At 60.2% G+C, this 23,943-nt stretch carries 27 protein-coding genes; 9 read left to right on the top strand and 18 right to left on the bottom strand.

The features are described 5' to 3' along the window. Positions 1-127: 127 nt before the first annotated feature. Positions 128-829, bottom strand: coding sequence for a hypothetical protein (locus tag LC343_RS09025; protein ID WP_223476797.1), 702 nt, complete (start codon positions 827-829; stop codon positions 128-130). Positions 830-989: 160 nt separating this feature from the next. Here LC343_RS09025 and LC343_RS09020 point away from each other — a divergent pair, with 160 nt between their 5' ends. The 5 genes from LC343_RS09020 (at position 990) to LC343_RS09005 (ending at position 4,166) form a co-directional block, all read left to right on the top strand. After that, positions 990-2,714 carry a hypothetical protein gene (locus LC343_RS09020; protein WP_223476796.1) on the top strand — a complete coding sequence of 575 codons (1,725 nt, stop codon included), beginning with the start codon at positions 990-992 and terminating at the stop codon, positions 2,712-2,714. 210 nt (positions 2,715-2,924) lie between these two features. Then, a complete protein-coding gene (locus LC343_RS09015) occupies positions 2,925-3,125 on the top strand; it encodes a dodecin family protein (protein ID WP_223476795.1) in 201 nt (66 codons plus the stop codon). 300 nt (positions 3,126-3,425) lie between these two features. Further along, entirely contained in the window at positions 3,426-3,704 is a 279-nt protein-coding gene (locus LC343_RS09010) for a hypothetical protein (protein ID WP_223476794.1), read from the top strand. 32 nt (positions 3,705-3,736) lie between these two features. Beyond that, positions 3,737-3,871 (top strand): hypothetical protein, encoded by a 135-nt coding sequence (locus LC343_RS25130; protein ID WP_274384749.1) that lies wholly within the window; start codon positions 3,737-3,739, stop codon positions 3,869-3,871. 31 nt (positions 3,872-3,902) lie between these two features. Further along, positions 3,903-4,166 carry a DUF1488 family protein gene (locus LC343_RS09005; RefSeq protein ID WP_223476793.1) on the top strand — a complete coding sequence of 88 codons (264 nt, stop codon included), beginning with the start codon at positions 3,903-3,905 and terminating at the stop codon, positions 4,164-4,166. A gap of 290 nt (positions 4,167-4,456) precedes the next feature. Here the strand turns inward: LC343_RS09005 and rpsU are convergent, their stop codons facing one another. The 16 genes from rpsU to LC343_RS08925 all read right to left on the bottom strand — a co-directional run bounded on the left by rpsU (position 4,457) and on the right by LC343_RS08925 (position 20,625). Continuing rightward, on the bottom strand, positions 4,457-4,711 hold the full coding sequence (rpsU, locus tag LC343_RS09000; RefSeq protein ID WP_223476792.1) for a 30S ribosomal protein S21: 255 nt from the start codon (positions 4,709-4,711) through the stop codon (positions 4,457-4,459). 33 nt (positions 4,712-4,744) lie between these two features. Next, on the bottom strand, positions 4,745-5,131 hold the full coding sequence (locus tag LC343_RS08995) for a hypothetical protein (protein WP_223476791.1): 387 nt from the start codon (positions 5,129-5,131) through the stop codon (positions 4,745-4,747). Continuing rightward, a complete protein-coding gene (locus LC343_RS08990; RefSeq protein ID WP_223476790.1) occupies positions 5,094-5,300 on the bottom strand; it encodes a cold-shock protein in 207 nt (68 codons plus the stop codon). Before LC343_RS08990 ends, LC343_RS08995 begins: the two co-directional genes overlap by 38 nt. A gap of 233 nt (positions 5,301-5,533) precedes the next feature. Next, on the bottom strand, positions 5,534-6,460 hold the full coding sequence (argC, locus tag LC343_RS08985; protein ID WP_223476789.1) for an N-acetyl-gamma-glutamyl-phosphate reductase: 927 nt from the start codon (positions 6,458-6,460) through the stop codon (positions 5,534-5,536). Between the two features lie 45 nt (positions 6,461-6,505). Beyond that, positions 6,506-7,456 carry an agmatinase gene (speB, locus tag LC343_RS08980; protein WP_223476788.1) on the bottom strand — a complete coding sequence of 317 codons (951 nt, stop codon included), beginning with the start codon at positions 7,454-7,456 and terminating at the stop codon, positions 6,506-6,508. Between the two features lie 73 nt (positions 7,457-7,529). After that, positions 7,530-9,029 carry a mechanosensitive ion channel family protein gene (locus LC343_RS08975; RefSeq protein ID WP_223476787.1) on the bottom strand — a complete coding sequence of 500 codons (1,500 nt, stop codon included), beginning with the start codon at positions 9,027-9,029 and terminating at the stop codon, positions 7,530-7,532. 123 nt (positions 9,030-9,152) lie between these two features. Continuing rightward, a complete protein-coding gene (locus LC343_RS08970) occupies positions 9,153-10,778 on the bottom strand; it encodes an MFS transporter (protein WP_223476786.1) in 1,626 nt (541 codons plus the stop codon). Positions 10,779-10,912: 134 nt separating this feature from the next. Next, positions 10,913-11,401, bottom strand: a complete 489-nt coding sequence (locus LC343_RS08965; protein WP_223476785.1) for a P-loop nucleotide/nucleoside kinase family protein — start codon at positions 11,399-11,401, stop codon at positions 10,913-10,915. 101 nt (positions 11,402-11,502) lie between these two features. Then, positions 11,503-11,991, bottom strand: coding sequence for a 30S ribosomal protein S9 (rpsI, locus tag LC343_RS08960; RefSeq protein WP_223476784.1), 489 nt, complete (start codon positions 11,989-11,991; stop codon positions 11,503-11,505). Between the two features lie 5 nt (positions 11,992-11,996). Then, a complete protein-coding gene (gene rplM / locus LC343_RS08955; RefSeq protein WP_223476783.1) occupies positions 11,997-12,461 on the bottom strand; it encodes a 50S ribosomal protein L13 in 465 nt (154 codons plus the stop codon). A 341-nt stretch (positions 12,462-12,802) separates the two neighbouring features. Then, positions 12,803-14,410 carry an ABC transporter permease subunit gene (locus tag LC343_RS08950; RefSeq protein WP_223476782.1) on the bottom strand — a complete coding sequence of 536 codons (1,608 nt, stop codon included), beginning with the start codon at positions 14,408-14,410 and terminating at the stop codon, positions 12,803-12,805. A 62-nt stretch (positions 14,411-14,472) separates the two neighbouring features. Beyond that, positions 14,473-15,468, bottom strand: a complete 996-nt coding sequence (locus LC343_RS08945) for an ABC transporter ATP-binding protein (RefSeq protein WP_223476781.1) — start codon at positions 15,466-15,468, stop codon at positions 14,473-14,475. A 54-nt stretch (positions 15,469-15,522) separates the two neighbouring features. Then, positions 15,523-16,545 (bottom strand): ABC transporter substrate-binding protein, encoded by a 1,023-nt coding sequence (locus tag LC343_RS08940; protein WP_223477262.1) that lies wholly within the window; start codon positions 16,543-16,545, stop codon positions 15,523-15,525. A 233-nt stretch (positions 16,546-16,778) separates the two neighbouring features. Further along, a complete protein-coding gene (locus LC343_RS08935; RefSeq protein WP_428982527.1) occupies positions 16,779-17,555 on the bottom strand; it encodes an HAD family hydrolase in 777 nt (258 codons plus the stop codon). A gap of 179 nt (positions 17,556-17,734) precedes the next feature. Then, a complete protein-coding gene (locus LC343_RS08930; protein WP_223476780.1) occupies positions 17,735-19,201 on the bottom strand; it encodes an ATP-dependent nuclease in 1,467 nt (488 codons plus the stop codon). Between the two features lie 479 nt (positions 19,202-19,680). Next, complete coding sequence (locus LC343_RS08925) at positions 19,681-20,625, bottom strand: alpha/beta fold hydrolase (RefSeq protein ID WP_223476779.1); 945 nt, start codon at positions 20,623-20,625, stop codon at positions 19,681-19,683. Positions 20,626-20,714: 89 nt separating this feature from the next. On the opposite strand from LC343_RS08925, the gene LC343_RS08920 reads away from it, so the two are divergent. After that, on the top strand, positions 20,715-21,434 hold the full coding sequence (locus LC343_RS08920) for a helix-turn-helix transcriptional regulator (RefSeq protein ID WP_223476778.1): 720 nt from the start codon (positions 20,715-20,717) through the stop codon (positions 21,432-21,434). 58 nt (positions 21,435-21,492) lie between these two features. Here the strand turns inward: LC343_RS08920 and LC343_RS08915 are convergent, their stop codons facing one another. Next, entirely contained in the window at positions 21,493-21,930 is a 438-nt protein-coding gene (locus tag LC343_RS08915; RefSeq protein ID WP_223476777.1) for a PaaI family thioesterase, read from the bottom strand. A 99-nt stretch (positions 21,931-22,029) separates the two neighbouring features. Here LC343_RS08915 and LC343_RS08910 point away from each other — a divergent pair, with 99 nt between their 5' ends. The 3 genes from LC343_RS08910 (at position 22,030) to LC343_RS08900 (ending at position 23,939) form a co-directional block, all read left to right on the top strand. Beyond that, a complete protein-coding gene (locus tag LC343_RS08910; RefSeq protein ID WP_223476776.1) occupies positions 22,030-22,842 on the top strand; it encodes an enoyl-CoA hydratase in 813 nt (270 codons plus the stop codon). Positions 22,843-22,909: 67 nt separating this feature from the next. Next, positions 22,910-23,458, top strand: coding sequence for an amino acid synthesis family protein (locus LC343_RS08905; RefSeq protein WP_223476775.1), 549 nt, complete (start codon positions 22,910-22,912; stop codon positions 23,456-23,458). A gap of 49 nt (positions 23,459-23,507) precedes the next feature. Next, positions 23,508-23,939 (top strand): ester cyclase, encoded by a 432-nt coding sequence (locus tag LC343_RS08900; RefSeq protein ID WP_223476774.1) that lies wholly within the window; start codon positions 23,508-23,510, stop codon positions 23,937-23,939. The last annotated feature ends 4 nt before the right edge of the window (positions 23,940-23,943 follow it).

The raw sequence follows: 23,943 nt of genomic DNA, 5'->3' as shown, positions 1-23,943 counted from the left end.
GCCCCTCATCCGGCCCTTCGGGCCACCTTTTCCCCGCAGGCGGGGCGAAGGAAAAGGAGGGAGGCATGCGTCGTCGTTTCCGCGCTTGTCGAAAAGGCGGATTGAATTGGTCTGATGGTGGGACGGGTCACGACGTGTTCCACGCGTCGCGGGCAAGCGCGTCGCACTCCTTCAGAACTTCGGCGACCGGCGTTTTCGGACGCTTTCGCCAGCCCGGCGGTCTTCCCGGCCGGATCGGGCTGAATCGCCGGGGCCTCAGATGGGGCCGATCTGCGGATGAAGACCACAATCTGTCACGCCGCGCGCGCCAGCGGGCGAGGCGTTTGGCGTGGGTTTCCAGATCCTGCAATGCCTGCTCCAGCCTGATGATGCGCCGGCAGAGCGTGCGCGCATCGACCGGATCGTCCGGGCGAAGTCCGTTGTCGCGTGGCAGCTTGGCTTCGTCGTCGCTCTCGCCGTCCTCAAGCCAGGGATAGCGGTAGGGTTTGATCGGATCGAACAGGGGGAAGGCGGAGAGGGAGCCGATTGGAGCGGTCTTGGCGATTGGCCGCGATGCTTCCTCGCGCAAGTCATCCTCGGCCTTGGATGGGCATTGCCCGCGATTCTCGGCTCGACGCGCGGTCACCGTCACCAGCTTGCATGCCGCGATGGCGATCAGCCTGCGCGCGGCGAATTCGGCGGGACGCAGCATCGCCAGCACGCGAATGCGCAGATAGCGCGGCATCATGATGACCGAACGCCCGGACCGGATGCCGGCCATCGCGAACAGGCGCGCGACGACCGCCAGTAGGTCGTCCAGATTCCGATCGATTGCGCCTGCCCAGTCCACGTGAAGCCGTCCTTTGCGTTTGACGGATCAGGCTAAGGGCAGGGGCGGGGCGGTGGATAAGAAAAGGGTGAACTTCGTCTGTCAGCCGGTATTCCTGGGTGCCTCATGCTATAGGATGTATGAAATAGCAGTGAGATACCCGTTCATTTGAGGCAATCCAATGTCGGTCGAAAATGTAAAAGCTCAAGCCGCACGCTTTCTCGAAGCAGAGGCGGCCGAAGTGTTGTGTATTCGCGGAAATTGGGGGACAGGTAAAACCTACAATTGGCATGAAGTGCTCAAGGATGCTGTCGCTAGCAAGAAAGTTTCTCGAGGCAAATATGCTTATGTGTCGCTTTTTGGCGTAAACAGTCTAAATGATCTCAAGCAAGAGATAATCCATCAATCTATTGAAATTGAACAAGTTGGTAGGGCATTCGACTTCGAGAACGTTGAGTCCTATGTCAAAAACGCATTTCCCGGCCTTCTGAAGCTCGGCGGCTTGGCCGGAAAGTTTCTCGGAGAAAATTACACCAGCGCTGGCGTGGCCGTCATGTATATGCTGGTGAGAAACCGCATTATTTGCATCGATGACTTGGAGCGCAAGGGTGACGGCCTTCGGAGTGCCGATGTCCTCGGACTAGTTTCGCAGCTTCGCGAAGACCGCAACTGCAAGGTGGTTATGCTGTTGAATGACGAGTCTCTGGACGACAGAAACCAGTTTGAAAACTACTTGGAGAAGGTCGTAGACGTCAATCTGCGCTTTAGTCCAACAGCGGAGGACAGTGCAGAAATCGCACTAAAGGCGTTGGATGGAACCGACGAACTTAAGGAATTAGTGCGTGAACGGACAACCAAGCTGGGTATCGACAACGTCCGCGTCATCCGGAAACTGTACTACTTCGTGGAACAAATCGAACCGCTTTTGAAGCAGTACGAGTACGGCGTTTTCCAGAGTGTCGCAAATACAATTGTACTGATGGGGTGGTGTCACTTGCAGCCGGAATTTGCGCCAAGCAAGGACTTCCTAGTTCGCAGAAAAGGGGTCTTTTCAGACTATGTGGACGATCAAAATGGTAAGCTCAATTCTCAAGAGCAGGGGTGGATCAAGCTCATTGCTGAGTATGGGTATAGCCATACCGACGAGTTTGATTTGGAAATATTGAAGGGAATCGAAGATGGATACTTCACCAAGGAAGCCATCGATAAGAATGCCGTTGAATTAAATCAACGGATAGAAATGGATATGGCTGCATTACAACTTCGTAATACATGGGGGGAGTTCCACAATGTCTTCGATGAGGATATTGACGGGCATGTGAAGCGCTTCGAAAGTTGCATTCTCGCCAACGCAAAGTTTTACTCCCTCAGTGACTTAATAGCGGTAGTGAACATGTTTCGCGCTGTAGACCGGAAAGACCGTGGCGATAAGCTTCTGGATGCTTACCTTGAGGCACGGGCGGACGTCGAAAACGCCTATGACTTCAGCGATTTCGAGCTGTTCGGGACCCGCCTCGACTCTGACATCGAGGAAAAACTCTTGGCGCTACAAGAGCAACATAAACCGTCACCATCAATCGACGAACTCTTTTTATTGCTCGCGGACAACGGTCACGACAGAAGCATCACAGAACGATTGGCTGGACTTGCGGTAGAAGAGTATATCCGCGTGTTAAAATATCACAAAGGTCAAGATTTCCGAGTTATGCGTAGAGCGCTTACACAATACAACAATCTAGCAAATCCCGACGCCTTCAATGTCGAGATAATGCGCAAAACAGATAATGCTCTTCAACAAATAGCGCAGGAGAACGCTCTCAATAAGTACAGGGTGAGCCACTGGGGCATAGCGGAGCGCCTCGCGCAAATCCAACCACCAGTGCCCCAAGAGGTCACTGATGACTAATGTTCTGAGACATACAAGAGACATCTCATCCGTCTGCGGTCATTCACGGAATGCCCGCATCCACCTTCTCCAAAAAGGCGAGAAGTAAGGCACGTAAGGAGATGGAGAAGATACTCGGGAACGGTTGACGCGCGGCCGTCCGAATGTCGCACGCGGCGTGGAACGTTCGGCTTCCTCCTTCATTGGTCTTCATAGACACAGGAGGAAAACATGTCAGTTGCACGTATCACCGAAATCAATGCATCCGGTTCCAGCATCGAGAACGCGATCGAGAATGGCGTCGCGCGCGCTTCCGAAACCTTGAAGAATGTCGAACAGGTCTGGGTCCAGGACGTCAAGGCCCGGGTCACCGACGGCAAGGTTGACGAGTATCGGGTCAACATGAAGGTCAGCTTCGTGCTCACCGAGTAGGAAACGCAGGCGGAGCCGCCCGCGACGCGCGGGCGGTTTCCACGCCGCGATTTACAAGATTCGAAATGCCCACCGCGCAACGCGGGCGAAAAGACCCCGGTCGCGTTCATCGGGCCTGAATACAGGTGCCGAATTCGTCCGAACCCGCCTCCAATAAGCCTCAATGAGGGACCATGGTGTCCCCTTATCCGCGACAAGCACCGCCCACCATCAGGATGGGAGCGGCGTAACCCGATTTCCTGCGCAGCATCGGCGACTGACGATGCGACCAATGCGGATTGCCGCAATGCAGGAGCGTCGATGCATACCCGAACCCGCCATTCCATCGTTTCCTTCCATTATCCCTTCTCGCTGAGCGGGGTCGATGGCGTTCAGCCGGCAGGCGAATACAGCATCGCCGAGGATGACGAGATCATCGAAGGGCTGAGCTGGATCGCCTGGCAACGCACAGCCGCATTCATCTATCTCCCCCTGCCGAAACACGGATCGAGCAGCCAGCAAATGGTGCCGATCGATTACGCGGAACTGAACGCGGCGCTGGAACTCGACCGCGAGCGGGTGGCCGCTGGCGCCGATTGATTTCACACACTCAAACCGACGGGAAAACGATCATGGCAAAGGGCCAGAAACGCGGGAACCGCGAGCTTCGAAAACCAAAACAGAAAAAGCCGGTCAAAGAGGCTGTGCCCGCGATGGGCAGCTTAACGCCGTTCAAGTCCGTTACGCCTTCCGCAGGAAAGAAATGACGGATCGGGATCCGTCGCGCCAGGACGCACAATGACACTGTGCTTCCTGGAGGACATGAGCTACTTCGACCACACGCGCCGACAGATGCGTTTCGTCGCGCATGACGGATCGCAAGCCGTCTCGTTCCGCATCGATCTCGACGCGTTTTTCGAGGAGGGCTATGACGGAAAACACGGCGAAACCGACTATATGACCGTGTTCACCTCGAAACTGGAGGTGATCCATGGCGCTGCCCGAAATGCCTATGGCCACGGGCGACGGTCCGTCTATGTCCTTTCAAGGGACGATTTTTAGCTGATTTTCGCCGTATCGTCGGCCGAGGCCTGTACGGGACGCGTAGCGTTACCCGGCAGCGCGGCGCGTAGGCCGGGCTTTCTTTTTGCCGGTTTTCGCGGGAGCGGCCGTTTCATCGGGAAGTGCGGCTTCCTTCGCCAGCCGCATTTCGCGGAGGCGACGGGATTTTTCAGACCTGGCTTCGGTCTCCTTGCGAACGATCAGCCGAGCCGCCGTGTCGGTCGTGGACAGTTTGGATTCCGCCCGCGTCGGCTTGAACAGGGTCTGCTTTGTCGATCGCATGGTGAAATCTACCGGGCGGAGGGACGGTCCGTCGGGCGCGGCTTGCGCTTCGGCCCGGGTATCAGGCCTTCTCGCTGTGCCTGCTTGCGTGCTGCCTTGCGGCTGCGGCGAACGGCTTCCTGCTTCTCGCGAACGCGTTTTTCCGACGGCTTTTCGTAGGAGCGGCGGGCCTTCAATTCGCGGAACAAGCCCTCGCGCTGCATCTTTTTCTTCAGGACCCGGAGAGCCTGATCGACATTGTTGTCCCGGACGAGAACCTGCATGGCGATACCCTTCTTTGCGACGCTTCGCGCCGATCAGTTCCGCGGTTGCGCGGCGAAATTGGTGTTTTCGGCCGGATGGCCGTCAAATGAAAGCGCGAGGTCGTCTTCCCGGACGACGCGCTCGAACTGCTCGCTGTCGCTCTTGATCCGGTACTGAACGACTCCGTCACGGGGCGGCATCAAGGCCACGACTTCAAAGGACTCGGGGCGTTTTACGAGCGCTCGGCCCTGGATGGAAACGATGTCGCCAAATGCGAATCGATGAGTGGACATTGGGGTCTCTCCGAAACAAAAAAAGCGGGGATCATTCCCCGCTTCATAAGACGTCAGGTTCCGGACATCGGCATCGTGAGACGGCGGATGTCCGGGACCATGCGCAAAATCAGAGAGCCTGAAGGTTTGCCGCATTGGTGCGGCCATCGCGTCCGCTTTCCAGCTCGAAGCCGACTTTCTGGCCTTCGACGAGACCACCCATGCCGGCGCGGTCCAGCGCGCTGATGTGGACGAAGACGTCCTTGCCGCCATCTTCCGGAGTGATGAAGCCAAAGCCCTTTTGGCCGTTGTAGAATTTAACTGTACCAGTCTGCATTTTTGTAGTTCCCAAAAGTAAGTCGCCGCGCCGCAGCGTGCGGACGCGATCAAATATCGATGATTTGGAAAGAATGGCGGGTCGAAAGCACTGACGCCGCGAAAAGCCAAAGCTGGCCAAAAGAACGATGTGTCCTTGTAGATCGGTATTGCGGTTTATTCAAGGCGCATTTCTCGCCCGCGGTCGATTGGCGATATTTCGCCAGCCGCCCGCGGGCTATTCCTTGTGCGCGCTCATCCGCCGATCATCAGATTGAGGTTCTGCACCGCAGCGCCCGACGCGCCCTTGCCGAGATTGTCGTAGACGGCGATCAGGACGGCCTGGGCGCGGTCGTCATTGGCGAAGACGTGGAGCCGCATGCCGTCGGTGCCGTTCAGCGCCTCGGGCTGGAGGTCGGGGACGCGTTCCAGTTTCTCGAACGGCGCGACCTCGATGACGCATTCCTCGAGCGACGCATAATGATCGGCGATGGCTTCGTGGATCTGCCGGCCCGTCGGCACGGTGGCGAGCGCGCCGAGTTGCAGCGGGACCATGGTGACCATGCCCTGCGCGAAATCGCCGACGACCGGAACCATCAGCGGGTCGCGGTCGAGCAGGGCGTTTTTCTTCAGTTCCGGCAAATGCTTGTGCGACAAAGTTAGTCCGTAGGGGAGATACTCCGGCGCGCTTTCGCCTTGTGCCTCGTAATCGGCGATCATCGCCTTGCCGCCGCCGGAATAGCCGGTGATGCCGGTGAAGGTGACGGGGTAGTCCGCCGGGATCAGACCTGCCTTCACCAGCGGGCGCAGCGAGGCGATCGGCCCCTGCGGCCAGCAGCCGGGATTGGCGACGAACTGCGCCGAGGCGATCTTTTCGGCCTGCCCGGCATCGAGTTCGGCCATGCCGTAGGTCCAGCCCTCGGCGGTCCGGAAGGCGGTCGACGCGTCGATGACGCGCGTGCCGGCGTCGCCGATCATCGAGACGGCCTCGCGCGAAGCGTCGTCCGGCAGGCAGAGGATCGCGATATCGGCTTCCCTGAGAAGCTGCTCGCGCATCGACTGGTTGCGCCGCTCGGCTTCGGGGATGGAGAGGACGTCGAGGTCGTCGCGCTTCGCGATCCGCTGCCGGATCTGCAGGCCCGTGGTTCCGTGTTCGCCGTCGATATAAAGTTTCGGTTTCATGATCATGGTCTGTCTGTCGGTTGAAAGGTCGGGCGCGGGCAGGGCCTATCGTCGGGCGCGCTTCTCGGCCAGAAGGCCGAGATAGTGCTGCGCCACGGCGGCACCGGCTATCGCCGTGATATCGGCATGATCATAGGCCGGCGCAACCTCGACGATATCCGCGCCGCGAATGTCGAGATCGCCGAGCTGGCGCAGCACCGACAGCATCTTCGCCGACGACGGGCCGCCCGCGACCGGCGTGCCCGTGCCCGGCGCATAGGCCGGATCGAGGCAATCGATGTCGAAGGTGATGTAGCAGGGCATGTCGCCGACGCGCATGCGGATCTCGTTGGCGATCGCGGTTGCCGCCATCTCGTCGACCTGGTGGCCGTGCAGCATCCGTATGCCGCAATCCTCGGGCGCATGAGTGCGAATACCGATCTGGATCGAGTGCGCCGGATCGATGACCTCGTCGCGAACGGCCCGGATGACGAAGGAGCCGTGGTCGATGCGCTTGCCGTCGTCGAACCAGGTGTCCTGATGCGCGTCGAACTGGATCAGCGCCAGCTTTCCGTGCTTCGCCGCATGCGCCTTGAGAAGCGGCCAGGTGACGTAATGGTCGCCGCCGAGCGTGACCAGGAACGCGCCGGATTTCAGGATCTTCGCGGCCTCGCGCTCGATCGTCGCCGGGGTCTTCTGGTGGTTGCCGTAATCGAGCAGGCAGTCGCCATAGTCGATCACCGCCATCTCCTCGAAGAGATCGCGCTCGAACGGATATTGCGGGTCGTTGTCCATGATCGCCGAGGCGCGCCGGATCGCCTGCGGGCCGAAGCGGGCGCCCGGCCGGTTGGAGACGGCGGCGTCGAAGGGAATGCCCCATACGACGGCGTCCGCACCCTTCAGCGACTTGGTGTATTTGCGCCGCATGAAGGACAGCGCCCCGGCATGGGTCGGGTCGGTGGCGGCGCCGGTGAGGCTGCGCGCGGTGAAGGCGTTGTCGATGGACTTCGATGGCATGACGGAACCCGCGTTTTGAACGGTTTGTCTGGTAGCGCAAAGGCGGGGCCGGATAAAGGCCTCGCGGCAGCGCTCAGGCCCGGGCGGCGGACTGCGATTGCGCCGCCTTGCCGCGCAGACCGGAAAACACCTTGGCCATGTTGTCGAGGATGCGCTGGCGCAGCAGGCGTTCCTCTCTCTCGATATCGGCGGGTTCGTCGGCGTTGGCGGCCCCGACGGTCGCGGCCTGACGCCGAGCGACGAGCCGGCTGATCTCTCCGGCGATCTCCGGCCGGTCGTTCAGGACCGCCTCGAACTGGTCGCGCGTGACCTCGAAAACCACCACGCCGGTCGCGGCGGTGACCGACGCCGATCGCGGCGCGCCGGTCAGCAGGGACATCTCGCCGAAGATTTCTCCGGCCAGGACGTGGCCGACCTTCACCGCGGTTCCGTCCGGCCCGTCGATATGCACATCCAGAATGCCTTCGGCGACAACATAGAGCGAGGTGCCGTCCTCGCCCTGGCGAACAAGGGCTTCGCCGGCGGGGAACTCGCGGAGTTTGGCCGCCCGCGCCATGCCGGCGAGTTCGTCCCTTTCGAGCGCGCCGGAAAACAGGTCGATGCGCGACAGGATCTCGATCCGGTCGTCCTCGCCACCATGGTCGAGCAACCGCTTTGGCCGCCGGTCGAGGAAGACATCCTCCTTGGGAAGCGCGGGCGTCAGGCCGGCGATGTGCAACTGGCGGAGCAGATGCGCCATAACCGCGTCGCGCAAAGCCGAGGGCGAACGTTCATCGACCTTGCCCCAGAACCGGATGATGTAGCAGACGCCGTGATCGGCGGGCTCGCCGATCAGCACGGTGGGTTCAGGATGGTCGAGAATGCCTTTCTCGGTCGCGGCCGCCCTTGCACCGGCCAGCAGAATGCGGCGCGCCCGGTCGGGCGGAACGTCGAAATCGATCACGATTTCCGTTTGCATCCGGCTGACATGGTCGGAGTGGGCGAAATTGGTGATCGCCATCATGCCGAGCATGCCGTTGGGGATCACCACGACATTGTTGTTCTCGAGCTGCATGCGGCAGACGCGCCAGCCGATATCGAGCATCTTGCCGTATTGCTCGGCCATGAAATCCCGGTGATGCAACGCGATCCAGTCTCCTTCACGGATCGAGCCGTCGAGATTGAGCGCGATGCCGGTGAAGATGTCCTGGATCATGTTGCGCAGCGCGAAACCCAGAACCAGCCCGAGGACGCCGGATGTCGCCCAGATGGCGGTGACGTCGCGCTTGAAGACGAAGGAGATGATGCAGGTCGCCGTCACGACCAGGATGATGAGCGCAACCACGCTCTTGAGAAGCGCCGGAACCGGGTGGCGCGTCAGGCGGGCGACCGCGCCGTTCCAGAAGAAGCGCTCCAGCGCCGAGATGGCGAGCAGCGCGCCGGCAAGCCATGTCAGGGAACGAACGGTCAGGGAAAAGGCCGTTGCGACGCCGCCCGCGGGGTCCGCGAAGAGCGTGGAGGCGATCTCGTTTTCATATAGCGCCGCGAGCGCCAGCACGGCGAAAAGGGCGGCACGCAATAACAGGCCCGTCATGCATGAACTCACACACGAGAAATTCGTGTGTTGCAAGGTGTTTTGCACAGCAAGAGGCCGTGGAGCGCTCCGGCGACACAGAACTGTCACATCGGTGCAAAACCGGGCCTCGCGAGCCCCGGATCAGGGTGCTTCTTCGCGCAGCCGGGGCATGTCGTCATGCGGCGTGACCGTCTGGCGTTCGATCATGCGCTGGACGTGAAGCGGGGTGGGGCCCTTGTGGAGCGCCAGCAGGCGTTCGGTAACCTCGGCGTCCGCCTGGGTGCGGCGCTGATTGTGCCGCACATATTCGACCCAGGTGGGAACGTGGTAGCTCTCGGTCCAGATATCGGGGTTCTCGAGGTTGCGCAGCAACGCCCATTGCTGCGCGCCGTCGCGGATCCGGATACGGCGGCGAAGCGTCATCACGGCGAGGAATTCCTGCACGTTCTCCTGCGCGATGTCGTAGTCGATCATGATCATGATCGGTCCGCTTCGCTGGGTCAGGTCGAGACGCAGCGGCGGCTCGGTGAAACGGTTCAGCGGATCGAGATTGAGCTGGCCGAAATCGGGCAGGGGCGCCCACCGGCCGATGGCCGCGCCGAACAGCAGGACGATCGCCGCGCCGGTCAGCGCGCTATTGGTGCCGAAACTCTCCGACACGGCGCCCCAAAGCCAGCTTCCCGCCGCCATGCCGCCGAAAACGCCGGTCTGGTAGAGCGCGAGCGCGCGGCCGACGACCCAGCGGGGCGTCGACATCTGCATGGTGACGTTGAACAGCGACAGCGAGACGACCCAGCACGCGCCCGCCAGCAACAGCGCGACCGCCGAGACGATCAGGTAGGGGCTGACGGCGATGGTGAAGGTGCTGACCGCAAAGCCGGTGAAGCCGATCCGGGTGATGTTCTCGTTGTGGAAGCGCGAGCGCAGTTCGGCATTGGTGAGCGCGCCGACGACGGCGCCGAAGCCGAAGCAGCCGAGCAGGACGCCGAAGATGAAGGCGTCGCCGCCGAGATTTTCGCGCGTGACGATGGGCAGCAGCGCCTGCAACGCGACCGCCGAGACGCCGAACAGGAAACCGCGCAGGATGACCTTCATCAGGTTGGGCGACATCGCCACATAGCGAAGCCCGGCCTGGAAGGCGATGCCGAACGGTTCGCGCGGGAGGCTGTTCGGCGGCAGCGACGGGTGCCACCGGAACAGCGCCGCGATGATCGCCACATAGCTGGCCGCGTTGACCGCGAAGGCCGCCGCCGCGCCGGCGATGGCGACGATCGCGCCGCCGGCCGCCGGGCCGACCGAGCGCATGATGTTGAAACCCATCGAGTTGAGCGAGACGGCGGCCGGCAATTCATCGCGTGTGACGATATCGCCCATCGACGCCTGCCAGGACGGGTTGTGCAGCGCCGTGCCGCATCCGATCAGGAATGTGAAGGAGAGCAGCAGCCAGGGGGACAGGAAACCCTCCAGCGCGAGGATGGTCAGGATCACCGAGACCACGAGCATGAAGCCCTGCGCGACGAGCATGACCTTGCGGCGGTCGAAATTGTCGGCGAAGACGCCGGCGATCAGCGAGAAGATCATGATCGGCAGGGTGATCGAGGTCTGGACGAGGGCGACCATGCTTTCAGACGACGTCAACTCGGTCATCATCCAGGCGGCGCCGACGGCCTGCACGAGCCCGCCGAAATTGGACGCGAGCGACGCCATCCAGAGCATGCGAAACGTCTGGTTGCGGAACAGTCCCGTCAGGGAACCCGCATATGGCATCCGGTCCTCCCGTTATCATGCGCCGAGTCGCGCATGCCTGTTTTACGCCCAGTAGCGGCAATTCCCAGAGGTTGTGCAAAACAAATATGCAGCGGCGTTCGCGAGCCGCGTATCAAAGCCACGGTGGGCCCGGGTCATCCGTGGCGCTGAATGGTCAGTCCCTCGGCGTCCGAAGGGACGACGAAGTGCTTCGATAGTTGCTCGAATTGTTCGTCGGTGGCCGAGAACGGGTGTTCGCCCGAGGCGTTACGGGCTTTCAGCCGCGCCTTGCATGTGGCGTCCGGAACGTCGAGAAAATGCAGCATGTGCGCAGCGTTCGCGCTTTCGGCGATGCCGCGCATCCAGGCGCGGCTTTCCACCGTGTTCGCCTGGAAGTCGAGAACCACAGACAGGCCGGCCGTGAGAAGCGCGGTGACGTGAGGCCCCATGATGGCGCGCAGTTTCGCGGCGCATCGCACGTAATCCGAAAGTGACGACATCTCGTCGCCGAAGAGCGCCGCCAGCCAGTCGTCCTCGGCGATGGTTACCGTGTTCGGAGACCGGCCGAGTTCGGCGCAGAGTGTCGATTTACCCGAAGCGACCTTGCCGCAAATCATGTGCAGTGTTGCAGAGGCTGGAGGCATGGGGCTGGTCCGAAGCGGTGCGATCCACGGGCAGGGCGCGGGCAATAAAAAAGGGGCGCTGCGGGAGCGCCCCTCGACAGATGCCAATTGTCCGAAGCGGATTAGCGCTTGGAGAACTGGAAGGAGCGGCGGGCCTTTGCCTTGCCGTATTTCTTACGCTCGACGACGCGGCTGTCGCGGGTCAGGAAGCCACCCTTCTTCAGGACAGTGCGCAGCTCCGGCTCGTAATAGGTCAGGGCCTTCGAGATGCCGTGACGCACGGCGCCCGCCTGGCCCGAGAGGCCGCCGCCGGTTGCAGTGGCGACGATGTCGTACTGGCCGGTGCGGTTGGCCGCGAGGATCGGCTGCTGCAGGATCATCTGCAGGACCGGACGCGCGAAATATTCGGTGAAGTCCTTGCCGCCGACGGTGATGCGGCCGGTGCCCGGCTTGATCCAGACGCGGGCGACCGCGTTCTTGCGCTTGCCGGTGGCGTAGGCGCGGCCCTGTGCGTCCAGCTTCTGGACATGCACCGGAGCTTCCTGCGTGTCTTCGGCAGCGACCGCGCCGGTTGCTTCGCCGAGTTCTTCGAGAGAGTTCAATTCAGCCATGGTGATCAGGCCACTTTCTTGTTCTTGGAATTGAGGGCGGCGATGTCCAGCGCTTCGGGCTGCTGAGCCTCGTGCGGATGGTCGGTGCCGGCGTAGACGCGCAGGTTCTTCATCTGGCGACGGCCGAGCGGGCCGCGCGGGATCATGCGCTCAACGGCCTTTTCCACGACGCGCTCCGGAAAGCGTCCGTCGAGAAGCTGCTCGGCGGTGCGTTCCTTGATGCCGCCCGGATGGCCGGTGTGCCAGTAATACTTCTTGTCAAAGCGCTTCTTGCCAGTGAACACGACCTTGTCGGCATTGACGACGATGACGTTGTCGCCGTCATCGACATGGGGGGTGTAGCTGGGCTTGTGCTTGCCGCGGAGACGCATGGCGATGATGGAGGCGAGACGGCCGACGACCAGACCTTCGGCGTCGATCAGCACCCACTTCTTCTGTACGTCCGCGGGCTTCTGCGAGAATGTCCGCATGGGATTTCTTCCTTGGTTCGATCCCGGACCGGCATGCCGGAACGGGCTTTTCTTGTTGCTTGGATTGCCGGGAAGACCCGTCAAAAACAAACCGCGCCGGACGTGTCCATGCGCGATTGCGGGTGCATTAGAGGGAATTCACGGGGCGGTCAAGCGCGAAAAAGTCGGAGATTATCGAAAAATCCATAAAAAACAATGGGTTGAAAATACGGTAATATTTTACCGCATAAGATTGCGCCAAAATGCGAGCCGTTTCGCGGTTCCGGGCCGTTCAGCGCGCGAATTCGCCATCCGGCGCGTGCGTCCGTCGCAGAAGGTGAGGCACGTGTCTTGCAGCTGAATCAGCGGACCAGGCTGACGCCGCGAATGCCGGCGACGCGCAATGCGATCTGCGCAAGAACAAGAAATGCAACGACGGTCGCCATGATACAGACGGCGAAGGCCGCTGCCTGGTTGAGCGCGCCGCGATCATCGAGATAGAGCACCGAAACGGCAGCGAGTTGGGTCGATGGGCTGATCAGGAAGATGACCGCCGACAGCGTCACCATGGCGCGCATGAAGAAGAAGACGCCAACCGCCAGCACAGTCGGCCAGATTATCGGAAGCGTCACCCGCCACACTGTCTTCAGCTTCGTTGCGCCAAGGGTCGCCGAGGCCTCGTCGAATGTCGAACTTATCTGCTTGATATTGGTGGTCGCCAGCAGGAAGCCCTGCGCGTGATAGTGATAGACGTTACAAAAGGCGATGATCAGGATGGTGTCATACATCCAGTAGATTGGCTGGCCGGGCGTATTGAAGGCTAGAATGTAGCCGAGGCCGAGCACCATTCCGGGCACAGCGGCCGGAAGAATGGCGAGGAAATAGAGAACCCGGCTCGCGCGCATCGGAAATGCGTGGTTGGCATAGGCCGCGCCGGTTACGAAAATCATCGAGATAACCGCCGTCAGGATTGCGACCTGAATGCTCGTCCACAGGGGTTGCAGGCCGTTTTGAACATCGAATTCGTAGTGACGCAGCGAAAACGAGAGGTTGTAGGGCCAGAGCCTGACAAAACTTGCATAGATCACGATGGCGACCAGCGACAGGATGACCGCGGCAACAAGCAGCGAGTATATCAGCCAGGCCGTATCGCGCGCGCGGTTCGGCTGAGGCGCGAGCGGTACGGATTGCGCAGTGACGGATGCGAAGTGCCGCCGGGATATCCACTTCTCGCCGATCATGGCCAGCGCGGCCGGCAGGAGGAGAAGCACCCCGATCACGGCGCCCATGGCAAAATTCGCCTGGCCTGAAACCTGATTGTAGATTTCGACGGCCAGCACCGAGTAATTGCCACCGATGACGACCGGATTGCCGAAATCGGTGATGACGATGGTGAACACGACGAATCCGGCTGACGCGAGACCGTAGCGGGTCCCCGGCAGCGTCACGGTCCTGAAAATTCGCCACGCTCCGGCGCCCAGGCTCTCCGCGGATTCATACAGGCGCGCATCCGCAACGGCGAGCGCCGTCGACAGGATCAGGAAGGCGTGCGGGAAGGCATAAACGACATCGGCAATGTAGATGCCCCAAAATCCGTAGATATCGATTTCCGTGCCGAATGTGCGATTGACCAACCCGTTGCGGCCGAGAAGGAATTGCAGCCCCAATGCCTGCACAAGCGAGGGGGAGAATATCGGGAGAAGCGCGACAATCCTGAGCACATTCCTAAGCGGCATGCAGGTGCGCTGGATCGCGTAGGCGAACCCGTAGGCGAGCACCATGGTTGTCAGGGTGACGCTGATCCCGACCTCGAACGTGTTGCCGACGATCGTGACGAAGCGCGAATCCGTGAAGTAACGCACGAAATTGTCCAGGCCGATGCCGTCCGGCGTCACGAAGGAATTCTTCAGGATCGCCCATAACGGGACCAGAACAAAGGTGACGAGCAGCAGGCCGGTCGCCGCAATCATGGCGAAAGCGAAGATCCGGTCCGAATCCGGTAAGCGGGAATGCCGGGTTGACGTGGAGACACTCATACCGAAGACGACGCAAGCCTTCTGACCCGATCGGCGGGCAGTTCAAAATTCACGGTCTCGCCCACATTCAGGCGCTTTCGTCGGCCGTGGACCTCGATTTCGAGGTCCTGACCAGCAGCCTCGACACCGAGGCGCATGGTATTGCCCAGGAAGGCGACCGAGCGGACCGTTCCGCTGTGCGCGCCCTCGTTCGTAAGCGCCACGTGCTCGGGCCGTATCGCCAGCACCGTGTCTTGCCCTTGCGGACCGAGACCGGCGAGCAATGCGGGAGCCTCGAGCAGGTTGAGCCGGCCGATAAACTCGCCGACGAAGCGTGTCTCCGGCTCCCAGTAAAGTTCTTCGGCCGTGCCCACCTGTTCGATGCGGCCGCGATTCATCGCAACGATACTGTCGGCCATCTCCATCGCTTCATCCTGGTCGTGCGTGACCATGATCGTGGTGATGCCCAGCCGTTGCTGGAGTTCGCGAATTTCTCCGCGCAGCGATTCCCGAACCTTTGCGTCGAGCGCCGACAAGGGCTCGTCGAGCAATAGAACGGCCGGTTCGGGTGCGAGAGCGCGGGCAAGCGCGACGCGTTGTTGCATGCCGCCGGAAAGTTCATGCGGGAGCTTTTCGGCGTGCTTGTCGAGATGCACCAGCGCGAGCATTTCTTTGACACGGGAGTCGATCCTGGCCTTCTCCCATTTTCGGCACTCCAGCCCGTAAGCGACATTGCGGGCGACCGTCATGTTGGGAAACAGGGAATAAGACTGGAACACGACGCCAAAATTGCGCATGCGCGCCGGCAGTCCGGCAAGGTCGGTGCCCTGAAGCAGGATTTCGCCTTCGTCGGGCGATTCCAGGCCCGCGACTAGGCGCAGCAATGTCGTCTTGCCGCAACCCGACGGTCCGAGAAAACAAACGAAATCACCCTCGGAAAGGTCAAGATTGACGTGATCCACCGCCACCACCGCACCAAAGCGCTTGGTGACGTCGCGCAGACTCAAAAACATGTCAGACCCCGATGGAAATAGCGGGGCGACTTGCTCGCCGCCCCGCAAATTGACCTAGTTCTCGTAGCGTTTCTGCCACTCGGCGATAATACGATCGCGATTTTCGGCGGCCCAGGCGTAATCGACCTCGAACAGCACCGTGGAGATGTCGTCCGGCAGGCCGGCTTCCGTGAATTTCTCGGGCATTTCACGGCCCTGCATGGTCACGATCGACTTCCACTTGTTGTATTCGGCTTCCGCACCCTTGGAGACCGTCCAGTCAAGGAACTTCTTGGCGTCTTCCATGTTCTGGGAGGTCTTCATCAGCGCGTTGGCTTCCAGCTCGTGGCCTGCGCCTTCGCTCGGGATAACCATGGTGATCGGATAGCCCTCGTCGATATTCTTGATCGCGCGCAGGGCAAACGAGATGCCGATCGTGTTTTCTCCGGCACTCGCCGCATTACAGGGCTTGGAGCCGGACTTGATGTACTGATCCATGTTCTTGTCGAGTGCGTCGAGATAGGCCCAGCCTTCCTCTTCTCCCATCATCTGAAGGATCGAAGCGATATGAAGATAGCCTGTGCCCGAACTTGCCGGGTTCGGCATGACCAGCTTGCCTTCATATTCCGGCTTGATCAGGTCCTGCCATGAAGACGGCATCGCCAGATTGTCTTTCTCCATCTCCGGGTTGTTGACGCAAAAGGCGCCCATGTAACCCGTGGTGGCAAACCAGTAGCCGTCCTTGTCGCGGAAGCGCTCCGGCACTTTGTCGATGCCGGCCGGCGAATAGGGCTCGAGCATCTCCACGATGCGCGGATCGACCATGGACGTCGCCGCCCATCCCCAGATGACATCATGCTTGGGATTGCTCGCTTCCGCGAGCATGCGCGCCCTGAGATCGCCGGTGGAGAGCCGCAGGACATCCACGTCGATGTCCGGCACGTCATTTTTCATCGCGTCCAGAAACGCGGCCAGTTCGTCCTCTTCATAGGAGGTGTAAACCGTGATTTTTCCCGCCTGCGATACGCCCGAAAGCGACAAGACAAGCGCTGTGCCGAGGAACATCCCCGCCATCGGGCGAGCGATATTGCCCAGCATTGCACGCAAACTGCCTCTGCCATCCATAATTGATACTCCCTCTTGAATTTGTTTTCGGGAACCAGTCCTGAAAACGCCACCGGCTTAACCAGCGATTTGAGCGGTTGGCTCAATATCGACCATTCCCATGGCGGCGTTCGCGAGGGAATAATCGATTGCTGCGACACCAGCCGTTGGACAGTTTGGTGCATAATTGGAGAGCTTGGCAAGCTGTATAGGCAACCGCGTCGTGGTCAATGCCCTGTTTTGTCGTGGATTTCGCCATTCGGCACGCTTCGCGACCGGCCATTGTCGAACAGCAGATCCGGCAATTTGCCGACGTCGGACAACAGCACGTCAGCCAGGGTTTCCAGCGTGGCGGCGGTCCCGGTGCCCGACAGAACACCGATATTTCCTCCGCATCCCGCCGCCCGTCCCATTTCGAGGTCATGACGATTGTCACCCACGAGCAAGACTTGAGACGGAGTGCAGCCGGCATGGGCGCAGAATGCGCGGACCATGCCGGGTTCGGGCTTCACGCCGTGGCCGCTATCGTATCCCGCGACGAAATCCACAGTTCCGGCGATGCCCAGAGCCTCGAGCGTGATGCGGATCGAGGCCTCGTTGTCGCTCGACGCAATGCCGATAAGCAATCCGAGGCTTTTGATCTTCTCGAACACATCGGCCAGGTCCGTGATGGCCACGGCGTCGCTGCTGCCGCTGACAAACAGCTCGTCCATCTGCCGGACCAAGTCGGCCACCGTGAAGGGGCTGCCGAGCTGGCGCATCCGTTCGGCGATTTCCCTGGTGTTGCCCGAGGCGAACAGGCTGTCCGGGGCAGTGGTCCCGGTGACCGGATCGGTGCCGCACGCCACAAGCAACTCACGCTCCAGCGTTTCGTTGCCAGCCGATGCGAGCCGTGCCGACCGTTTGATGATCCCGGTCCACGTGCGCGAGAAATCCACAAGGGTTCCGTCCTTGTCGAAGAGAACGCCTTTCAGGTCGGGCGGTTTGGTCCACATCGATTTCATCCGGCAAATGCGGGCAAGATTGTCAAGGATCGCTTAGCGGAGGAATGGGCCATCGGGCACGAGCGAGCAATGTCTCCGATGAGAGTGGCAACGTTCAGGCAGGTTTCGGTGGGCGATCCGGCGAAGCTGCCCATCGTTGATGGAGGAGTACAATTATGGCTTACGCTTATAACCCATCCTCAATCATTCATTTTTTCTTTGAGGTTCGAAACCAGCGGTGCGAGCTCTGTCGCAGCGTTCTGAACATAGATTGAACACAGTCCCCGCCGAACTATGATTTCTGATATGAAGCCTAGACTTTCACCTAACTTCACAAAGTATAAGTGATGATCGGTGGTATCAAGTGCGATCTTTTTAATCGTGGCGACGATCTGATCTTGGCTGATTGCTGGGCACTGACACCGTTGCTGCACAAGACCCGCCACCGCCTCTGAATTCTTTTCAATGTAGCCAAATACGACCGCCTCAGGCGCTCCCTCTGGCAATTCGAGAACATGGTCATTCGTTTCGGCCAAGGGTGGATTATCACCGTCTATGACGGCCACTGCCTTTTTCTTAATCGTCGGGTTTGTGTTGTGGTGCTTCAGTACATCCACGACGTAGGGGAAGCCGCCTGCTTTATGGATTTCAGCCTTGTCCAGTATTTCAGGCGCATATTGGCGGAGAATCTCACTACACAGGTCTTTCGCGAACTCGTCCTCGACAAAAATTGCTCGGTCTTTTCTAACTGTACCCGTCAGCGCTCTCAGGCTCTCGATCGTGAGCTTGCCCTGATATGCTACTCCATCGATGCAGCCCCAAATTGCTTTAGGCGGCAGAGCATCGAGCGCATATTCGGAGTGCGTCGTAAAGATGACCTGAGCCTTCTTCCTTTTCGCCACATCAAAGAGGTACTCGACCATCTTGCGCGTTGCGAGAGGATGAAGGCCGTTTTCAATCTCTTCAATCAAGATCAAGGCATTGTTATCGGCCTCTTCAATCTGCGAAACCATCTCGATAATTGATGCCTCGCCTGCTCCGAAGTGGAATTGGGAATAGTCGTTTGCGTTTTTCATGCCGACCAAAATGGACTTGTTTGAATCTCTGTTCAGCGTGATACGCTGATACCCAGAAGCGTCCTTGCCGAGAATGCGTGAAACGCAAGCCGAGACATTGGCGTCGATGGCGGTTGTGGTTATGTCGGTCTCATTGCCCATTCCAATAAAGCGTTTGAACCTGTTCTGCTCGTTAGCGGGCACAGTTCGTTGAATTGGGATGATGACAACTGGTCTATCGGGCACATTGTCGCGCCGCCATTTTGCTGACGCGAACCGTGCATTCCGAGTAATTATGCCGGAGGCATTTACAGAGCGATCAATTATATCATAGTCGATCCGCCAGTTTGCCATGCTGTTGTCCCCGATATTCGACTTCGGAAAGAAAATCCCAGGCTTGATCGATTTATAGGCGATAGCGGCGGCGCCAAGAACGGTAGATTTTCCGCCACCATTTGTGCCGATAATTGCTGTTACTGGAAAATCGAAAGTTATTGTCTGATGCTCGAAGCTGCGGACATTCGACATGCGAAGGGTTGGTAAGTAGTAAAAATAAGACTGTTTTTTAACTCGTTCTTCCAAGCTGTCGATGTCTGATTTTTGGATATCCATCCGATCCCCCTAGGCTTGAGAACGCTAACTGTCGCGGGACACTATTATCTGGCTAAGTCAAAGCCAAGAACCATTCGGCTGTCGCCCGGTGTTGCCGGCGAAATCGATTGCTGCCAAGCTTGTTTGCTTTCGCCTGACAGTCCGCCGAAAGCTGAGTCGGTTCGAAGCCCGCTTTAACCACAGCTTCTAAAAGGTCGTCCTGAGCACTTGAGCGACCGATTTGGGGCGCATTCCTGCCGGACTACATTGGGGGCGGGGCGGACCGGCTGCTTAGGGCCGTCACAGGTATGCAAACAATTGTTGGGCCGGGAGGCTTGGTTTAGCCTCGTGTACATCACGGCAGTTCGTGAACGCCGAGCAGCGGTCCGGGTAGAACACTCAGATGCAGTTGTCATGAACCGTTGCTTGCACCGGATATCTCATTGCGCCCGTCGGCCAAGCCGAAAGGCAGAATGCACAGGTGTAGAACACTCGACGGACTAGGACCTCTCCTGCCGGGCCAGCCACGCCAGGATTGACCGGGTTGTTTCTCCCGGCATTTCCTCCTGAATCCAGTGACCGCAATCCAGAGCGACCACATCGGCATTGGGGACGAAATCGGTCAGCCGCTCGAATTTCGGGATAACGTCCCTGTCGCCATAGATCATCAGGGCCGGGTGCCGGATGATCGGGTCGACATCCGCGAGCAGGTGCCAGTTTCGATCGAGATTCCGGTACCAGTTGATGCCGGGCGTGAAACCCGATGTCTCGAATGCCGAGACATACACCGCCAATTCGTCGGGGCTCATCACGGGGTCGCCGGGCGCGGTCTCCGCCTTGGCGAGATTGATCATCATCATGCCCGGCTCTGGCGGCGTGAGCGGCAGTTTCTTGCGATAGAGATTGGAAAGGAACCGGGACGTGTTCGCCTCAAGAACCGCGTCCGCCACACCCGGTTGGCGATTGAAGTGGACGAAGTAGTAGTCGCTGCCAAGGAACTGTTCGAGAAGCTCGATCCACGGGACGTCGCCGCGTTCCTGGTAGGGCAGGCTCAGATTGATCAGCTTGTCGACGCGGTGCGGATGCAGGAGGGCCATCCCCCAGACGACCATCGCGCCCCAGTCGTGGCCGACGAACACGGCGTCCTCATAGCCGTAGTGATCGAGCAGCGCGGCGAGATCGCCGGTCAGATGCGCGATGTTATAATCTGTGACGTCGGACGGACGCGACGAGTTGCCGTAGCCTCGCTGGTTCGGGACGATGACATGGTAGCCGGCGGCGGCAAGCGCAGGCATCTGATGGCGCCAGGAAAAGGCGTGACCCGGCCAGCCGTGGCAGAGGATGATGGGTTTCCCTTTGTTTTCCCGGCCGGCCTCGAAGACTTCGAGTTCGACGCCGTTGACGGAGACAAGGGTGGGTTCGGGGAAGTCGATCATGTCGGGCATTGCACATTTTCCTTGCTGACGTTTCGGAGCTCGCTGCCTAGGATCGAATGGTGCCAAATTTTGTCACCTTTCAGTGACAAAGTTGCGATATGAACGCCCGCCACCGACAAGACGCCATCGTGCGCAGCCTTCGCCGCAACGGCACTTCGACAGTCTCCGAACTTGCAGAGGAGGTCGGCGCGTCGCGGCGTACGGTGCTGCGTGACATCGGAGCGCTGCGCGACGAGGGCTTCGTCATCCATTCCGAACCTGGACGCGGAGGCGGCCTGCAACTCGATCCGCAATCGGTTCAGGCCACGGCGCGGCTGTCGGTCGCCGAAGTCTTCGCGCTCCTGATCAGCGTTGCATCGATGCGGGCGGCCGGGAGCCTGCCTTTTTCGGGCCTCGCGGATGCCGGACTTGCCAAGATCGAGCGCGCCCTTCCGTCGGACAAGCTGCGCGATCTGCGCCGGTTTCTGGATTGCCTTTATGTCGGCAAGCTTGCGCCGCAGGTGGACATCTCGGACATGGGCGCGTTGGACCCGGCGTTGTTGCCTGCGTTCGAAACCGCTTTCCTGGATCGGCTGCACATACGCTTCGGGTACCGCGACGCGAAAGGCTCAATCTCCAGCCGGACTGTCGAGCCGCAAGCCATGCTGATCCTGCCACCACTCTGGTATCTGGTGGCTTGGGATCCGCAGCGCGACGATTTCCGTCACTTCCGCATGGACCGGATCAGCAAGCCGGAAATCGTGGAGGGCACAAATTTCCGCCGTCGCCATGTGCCGTTCGAGGAGCATGTTCGCCCGGTTCGCGATCTATCCCGTTGAAGGTCCCAGCCTCGGTTCCCGTCAGGAACGTGGAGCGTTGTTTCGACTGTCGATCCGCTCAATCGCGCGGCGGAATCGAGTAGGTGCAGGAGCCGTGGGCGATCAGTTCGTCTTTTTCGTCGGTGATCGATATCTCGACGACGACCAGGCGCTTGCCGAGTTTCAGCAGCTTCGCGGCGCAATAGACCGGGCCCGGCTCGGCCTTGCGCATGAAGTCGATATGGAAGCTGGTGGTGACCGACAGCCCCTTCAGGCCGATATGGGCGAGGATGACGCAATAGGCCGCGTAATCGGCCAGCGTGAACAGGGACGGGCCGGAGACGGTTCCGCCGGGGCGCAGGTGGCGCTCGGTCGGGTCGAGCCGCATCGTCAGCACGCCGGGGCGTAGATCGGTGATCGCATAGATGCGCCCGTCCAGATAGACCTGCGAGAACTCGGTCTCCATGAAGGTTTCGAGATCTTCGACCGAGACGATCGGGGTGGGCGGATTGGACATGGCCGGGCCTGAACGAATTGCTGTGGACGATCTGTCTTGCCGCCGGGTTTGCCCGGCTGGTAGTTTACCGTCAAGTCCATGCCAGCCGAAGGAATACGCATGTCCGCCGCACCCGCACTCGTCGATACGCCGCCCGTCACGCAGGATCTGAACGGACCCGTCCTGCGGCTGACGCTCGCCAACCCGCCGGCCAACGCGCTTTCGATCGCCACGATGGAGGCGCTGATGGCTGCGCTTGGCGCGGCGCGCGACAATGCCGATGTGCGCGTCATTGTGATCGCGGCGGCTGGAAAGGTGTTTTCCGCCGGGCACGACCTGAAGGAGATGACGCTGCACCGCGCCGACGAGGACCGGGGCAGGGCGTTCTTCGAAAAGACGATGCGCCTGTGCGCCGACCTGATGCAGACGATCGTCACGCTGCCCAAGCCGGTGATCGCCGAGGTGGACGGGCTGGCGACGGCCGCCGGCTGCCAGCTGGTGGCGAGCTGCGATCTCGCCATCTGCACGGACACGTCCTCATTCGCGACGCCAGGCGTCAATATCGGCCTGTTCTGCTCGACCCCGATGGTGGCGCTGACCCGCAACGTCCACCGCAAGCAGGCGATGGAGATGCTCTTGACCGGCGAGACCATCGACGCCTCGAGCGCCAAGGAATACGGCCTGGTGAACCGGATCGTGCCGAAGGAATATTTGAATCAGGTTGTCAACAAATACGCCGAAGTCATTGCTTCCAAATCGCCTTTGACGCTGAAGACCGGCAAGGAGGCGTTCTACCATCAGGCCGAGATGAGCCTGTCGGACGCCTATGACTATTGCGCCAATGTGATGGTGGAGAACATGTTGTTCCGCGACGCGGAGGAGGGCATCGGCGCATTCCTGCAGAAGCGCAAGCCGGAGTGGACGGGCGAGTAGGCGCTTGCCCCTCTACGGGGATGCGATTTGCATTGGTGGAGGCTTCGATGGCTGCTAACGTGGCGTCATGGTAGAGCCACGCAAAACAGTCTTCACAAGAGAGCTGATCACTGCAGATTCCTTCGGCGAACCGTGCGAACCGGTTTCGCGCGTCGCGGTGGCCGCAGTATTCCGCAACCCGTTAGCTGGCCGTTTTGAGCCTGATCTGTCTGCTCTTTTCGAGATCGGAGCCTTGTTGGGGCAGCAGCTTGCGCAGCAGGCCGTCGCGATGCTCGATGGACCGGCCGTGTCCTATGGCAAGGCGGCAATTGTTGGCGCGGCAGGCGACATGGAGCATGGCGGAGCGGTCATTCACCCCAGATTGGGGGCGCCCATGCGGGCCGCCGCTCATGGCGGTCTGGCGGTGATTCCCTCCAATGTGAAACTCGGCGGCATCGGCGACTCGATCGATATGCCGCTCGGCCACAAGGACGATCCGTGGTCGTTCGACCATTTCGATACGATGACGCTATGCGTGCCGGACGCACCGCGTGCTGACGAAATAGCCATGTTTATCGGGTATGCCACTCGCGGTCGTCCCATTCCCCGATGCGGCAGCGGACCGGCAAAAAAGTAAGGCCCGGCCACGACCGGGATCCGTCGCGGCGAAGTGGAGAGGTTATAGAATGCACCCCACCGAGAAAATCGTGCGCCAGTTTCATGAATCCTGGGATATGCGAGACCCCGATCGCGGCGCGGAAGTGATCGCCGAGGATTGCGATTTCGAAGACATCGCCCGTGGCGAGAAACTCCCGGGAAAAGCCGCCTACAAGGCCGACTACCATCGCTGGCGCGAAGCCTTCCCGGACGGATTGTGCAAAGTCGAAAACGTCATCATCAGCCAATGTGGCGAATGGGCGATTGTCGAGTTTCGCAATAGCGGCACACACACCGGGATATTGCGGTCCAGCCTAGGGGAGTTCGCGCCGACGGGAAAACGGGCGGAAGTCCGCTATTGCTCGGTGATGCGCGTCAAGGACGGAATGGTCGTCGAGGGACGTGACTATTATGACAGCGCCACTCTTGTGCGGCAGCTCGGGCTGGCCGATTCAAGCTGAAGGG

This window comes from Oricola indica, assembly GCF_019966595.1.
GTDB classification, from domain to species: domain Bacteria; phylum Pseudomonadota; class Alphaproteobacteria; order Rhizobiales; family Rhizobiaceae; genus Oricola; species Oricola indica.
The sequence above is the reverse complement of the archived record's forward strand: the minus strand, read 5'-3'. Positions and strand labels throughout refer to the sequence as shown.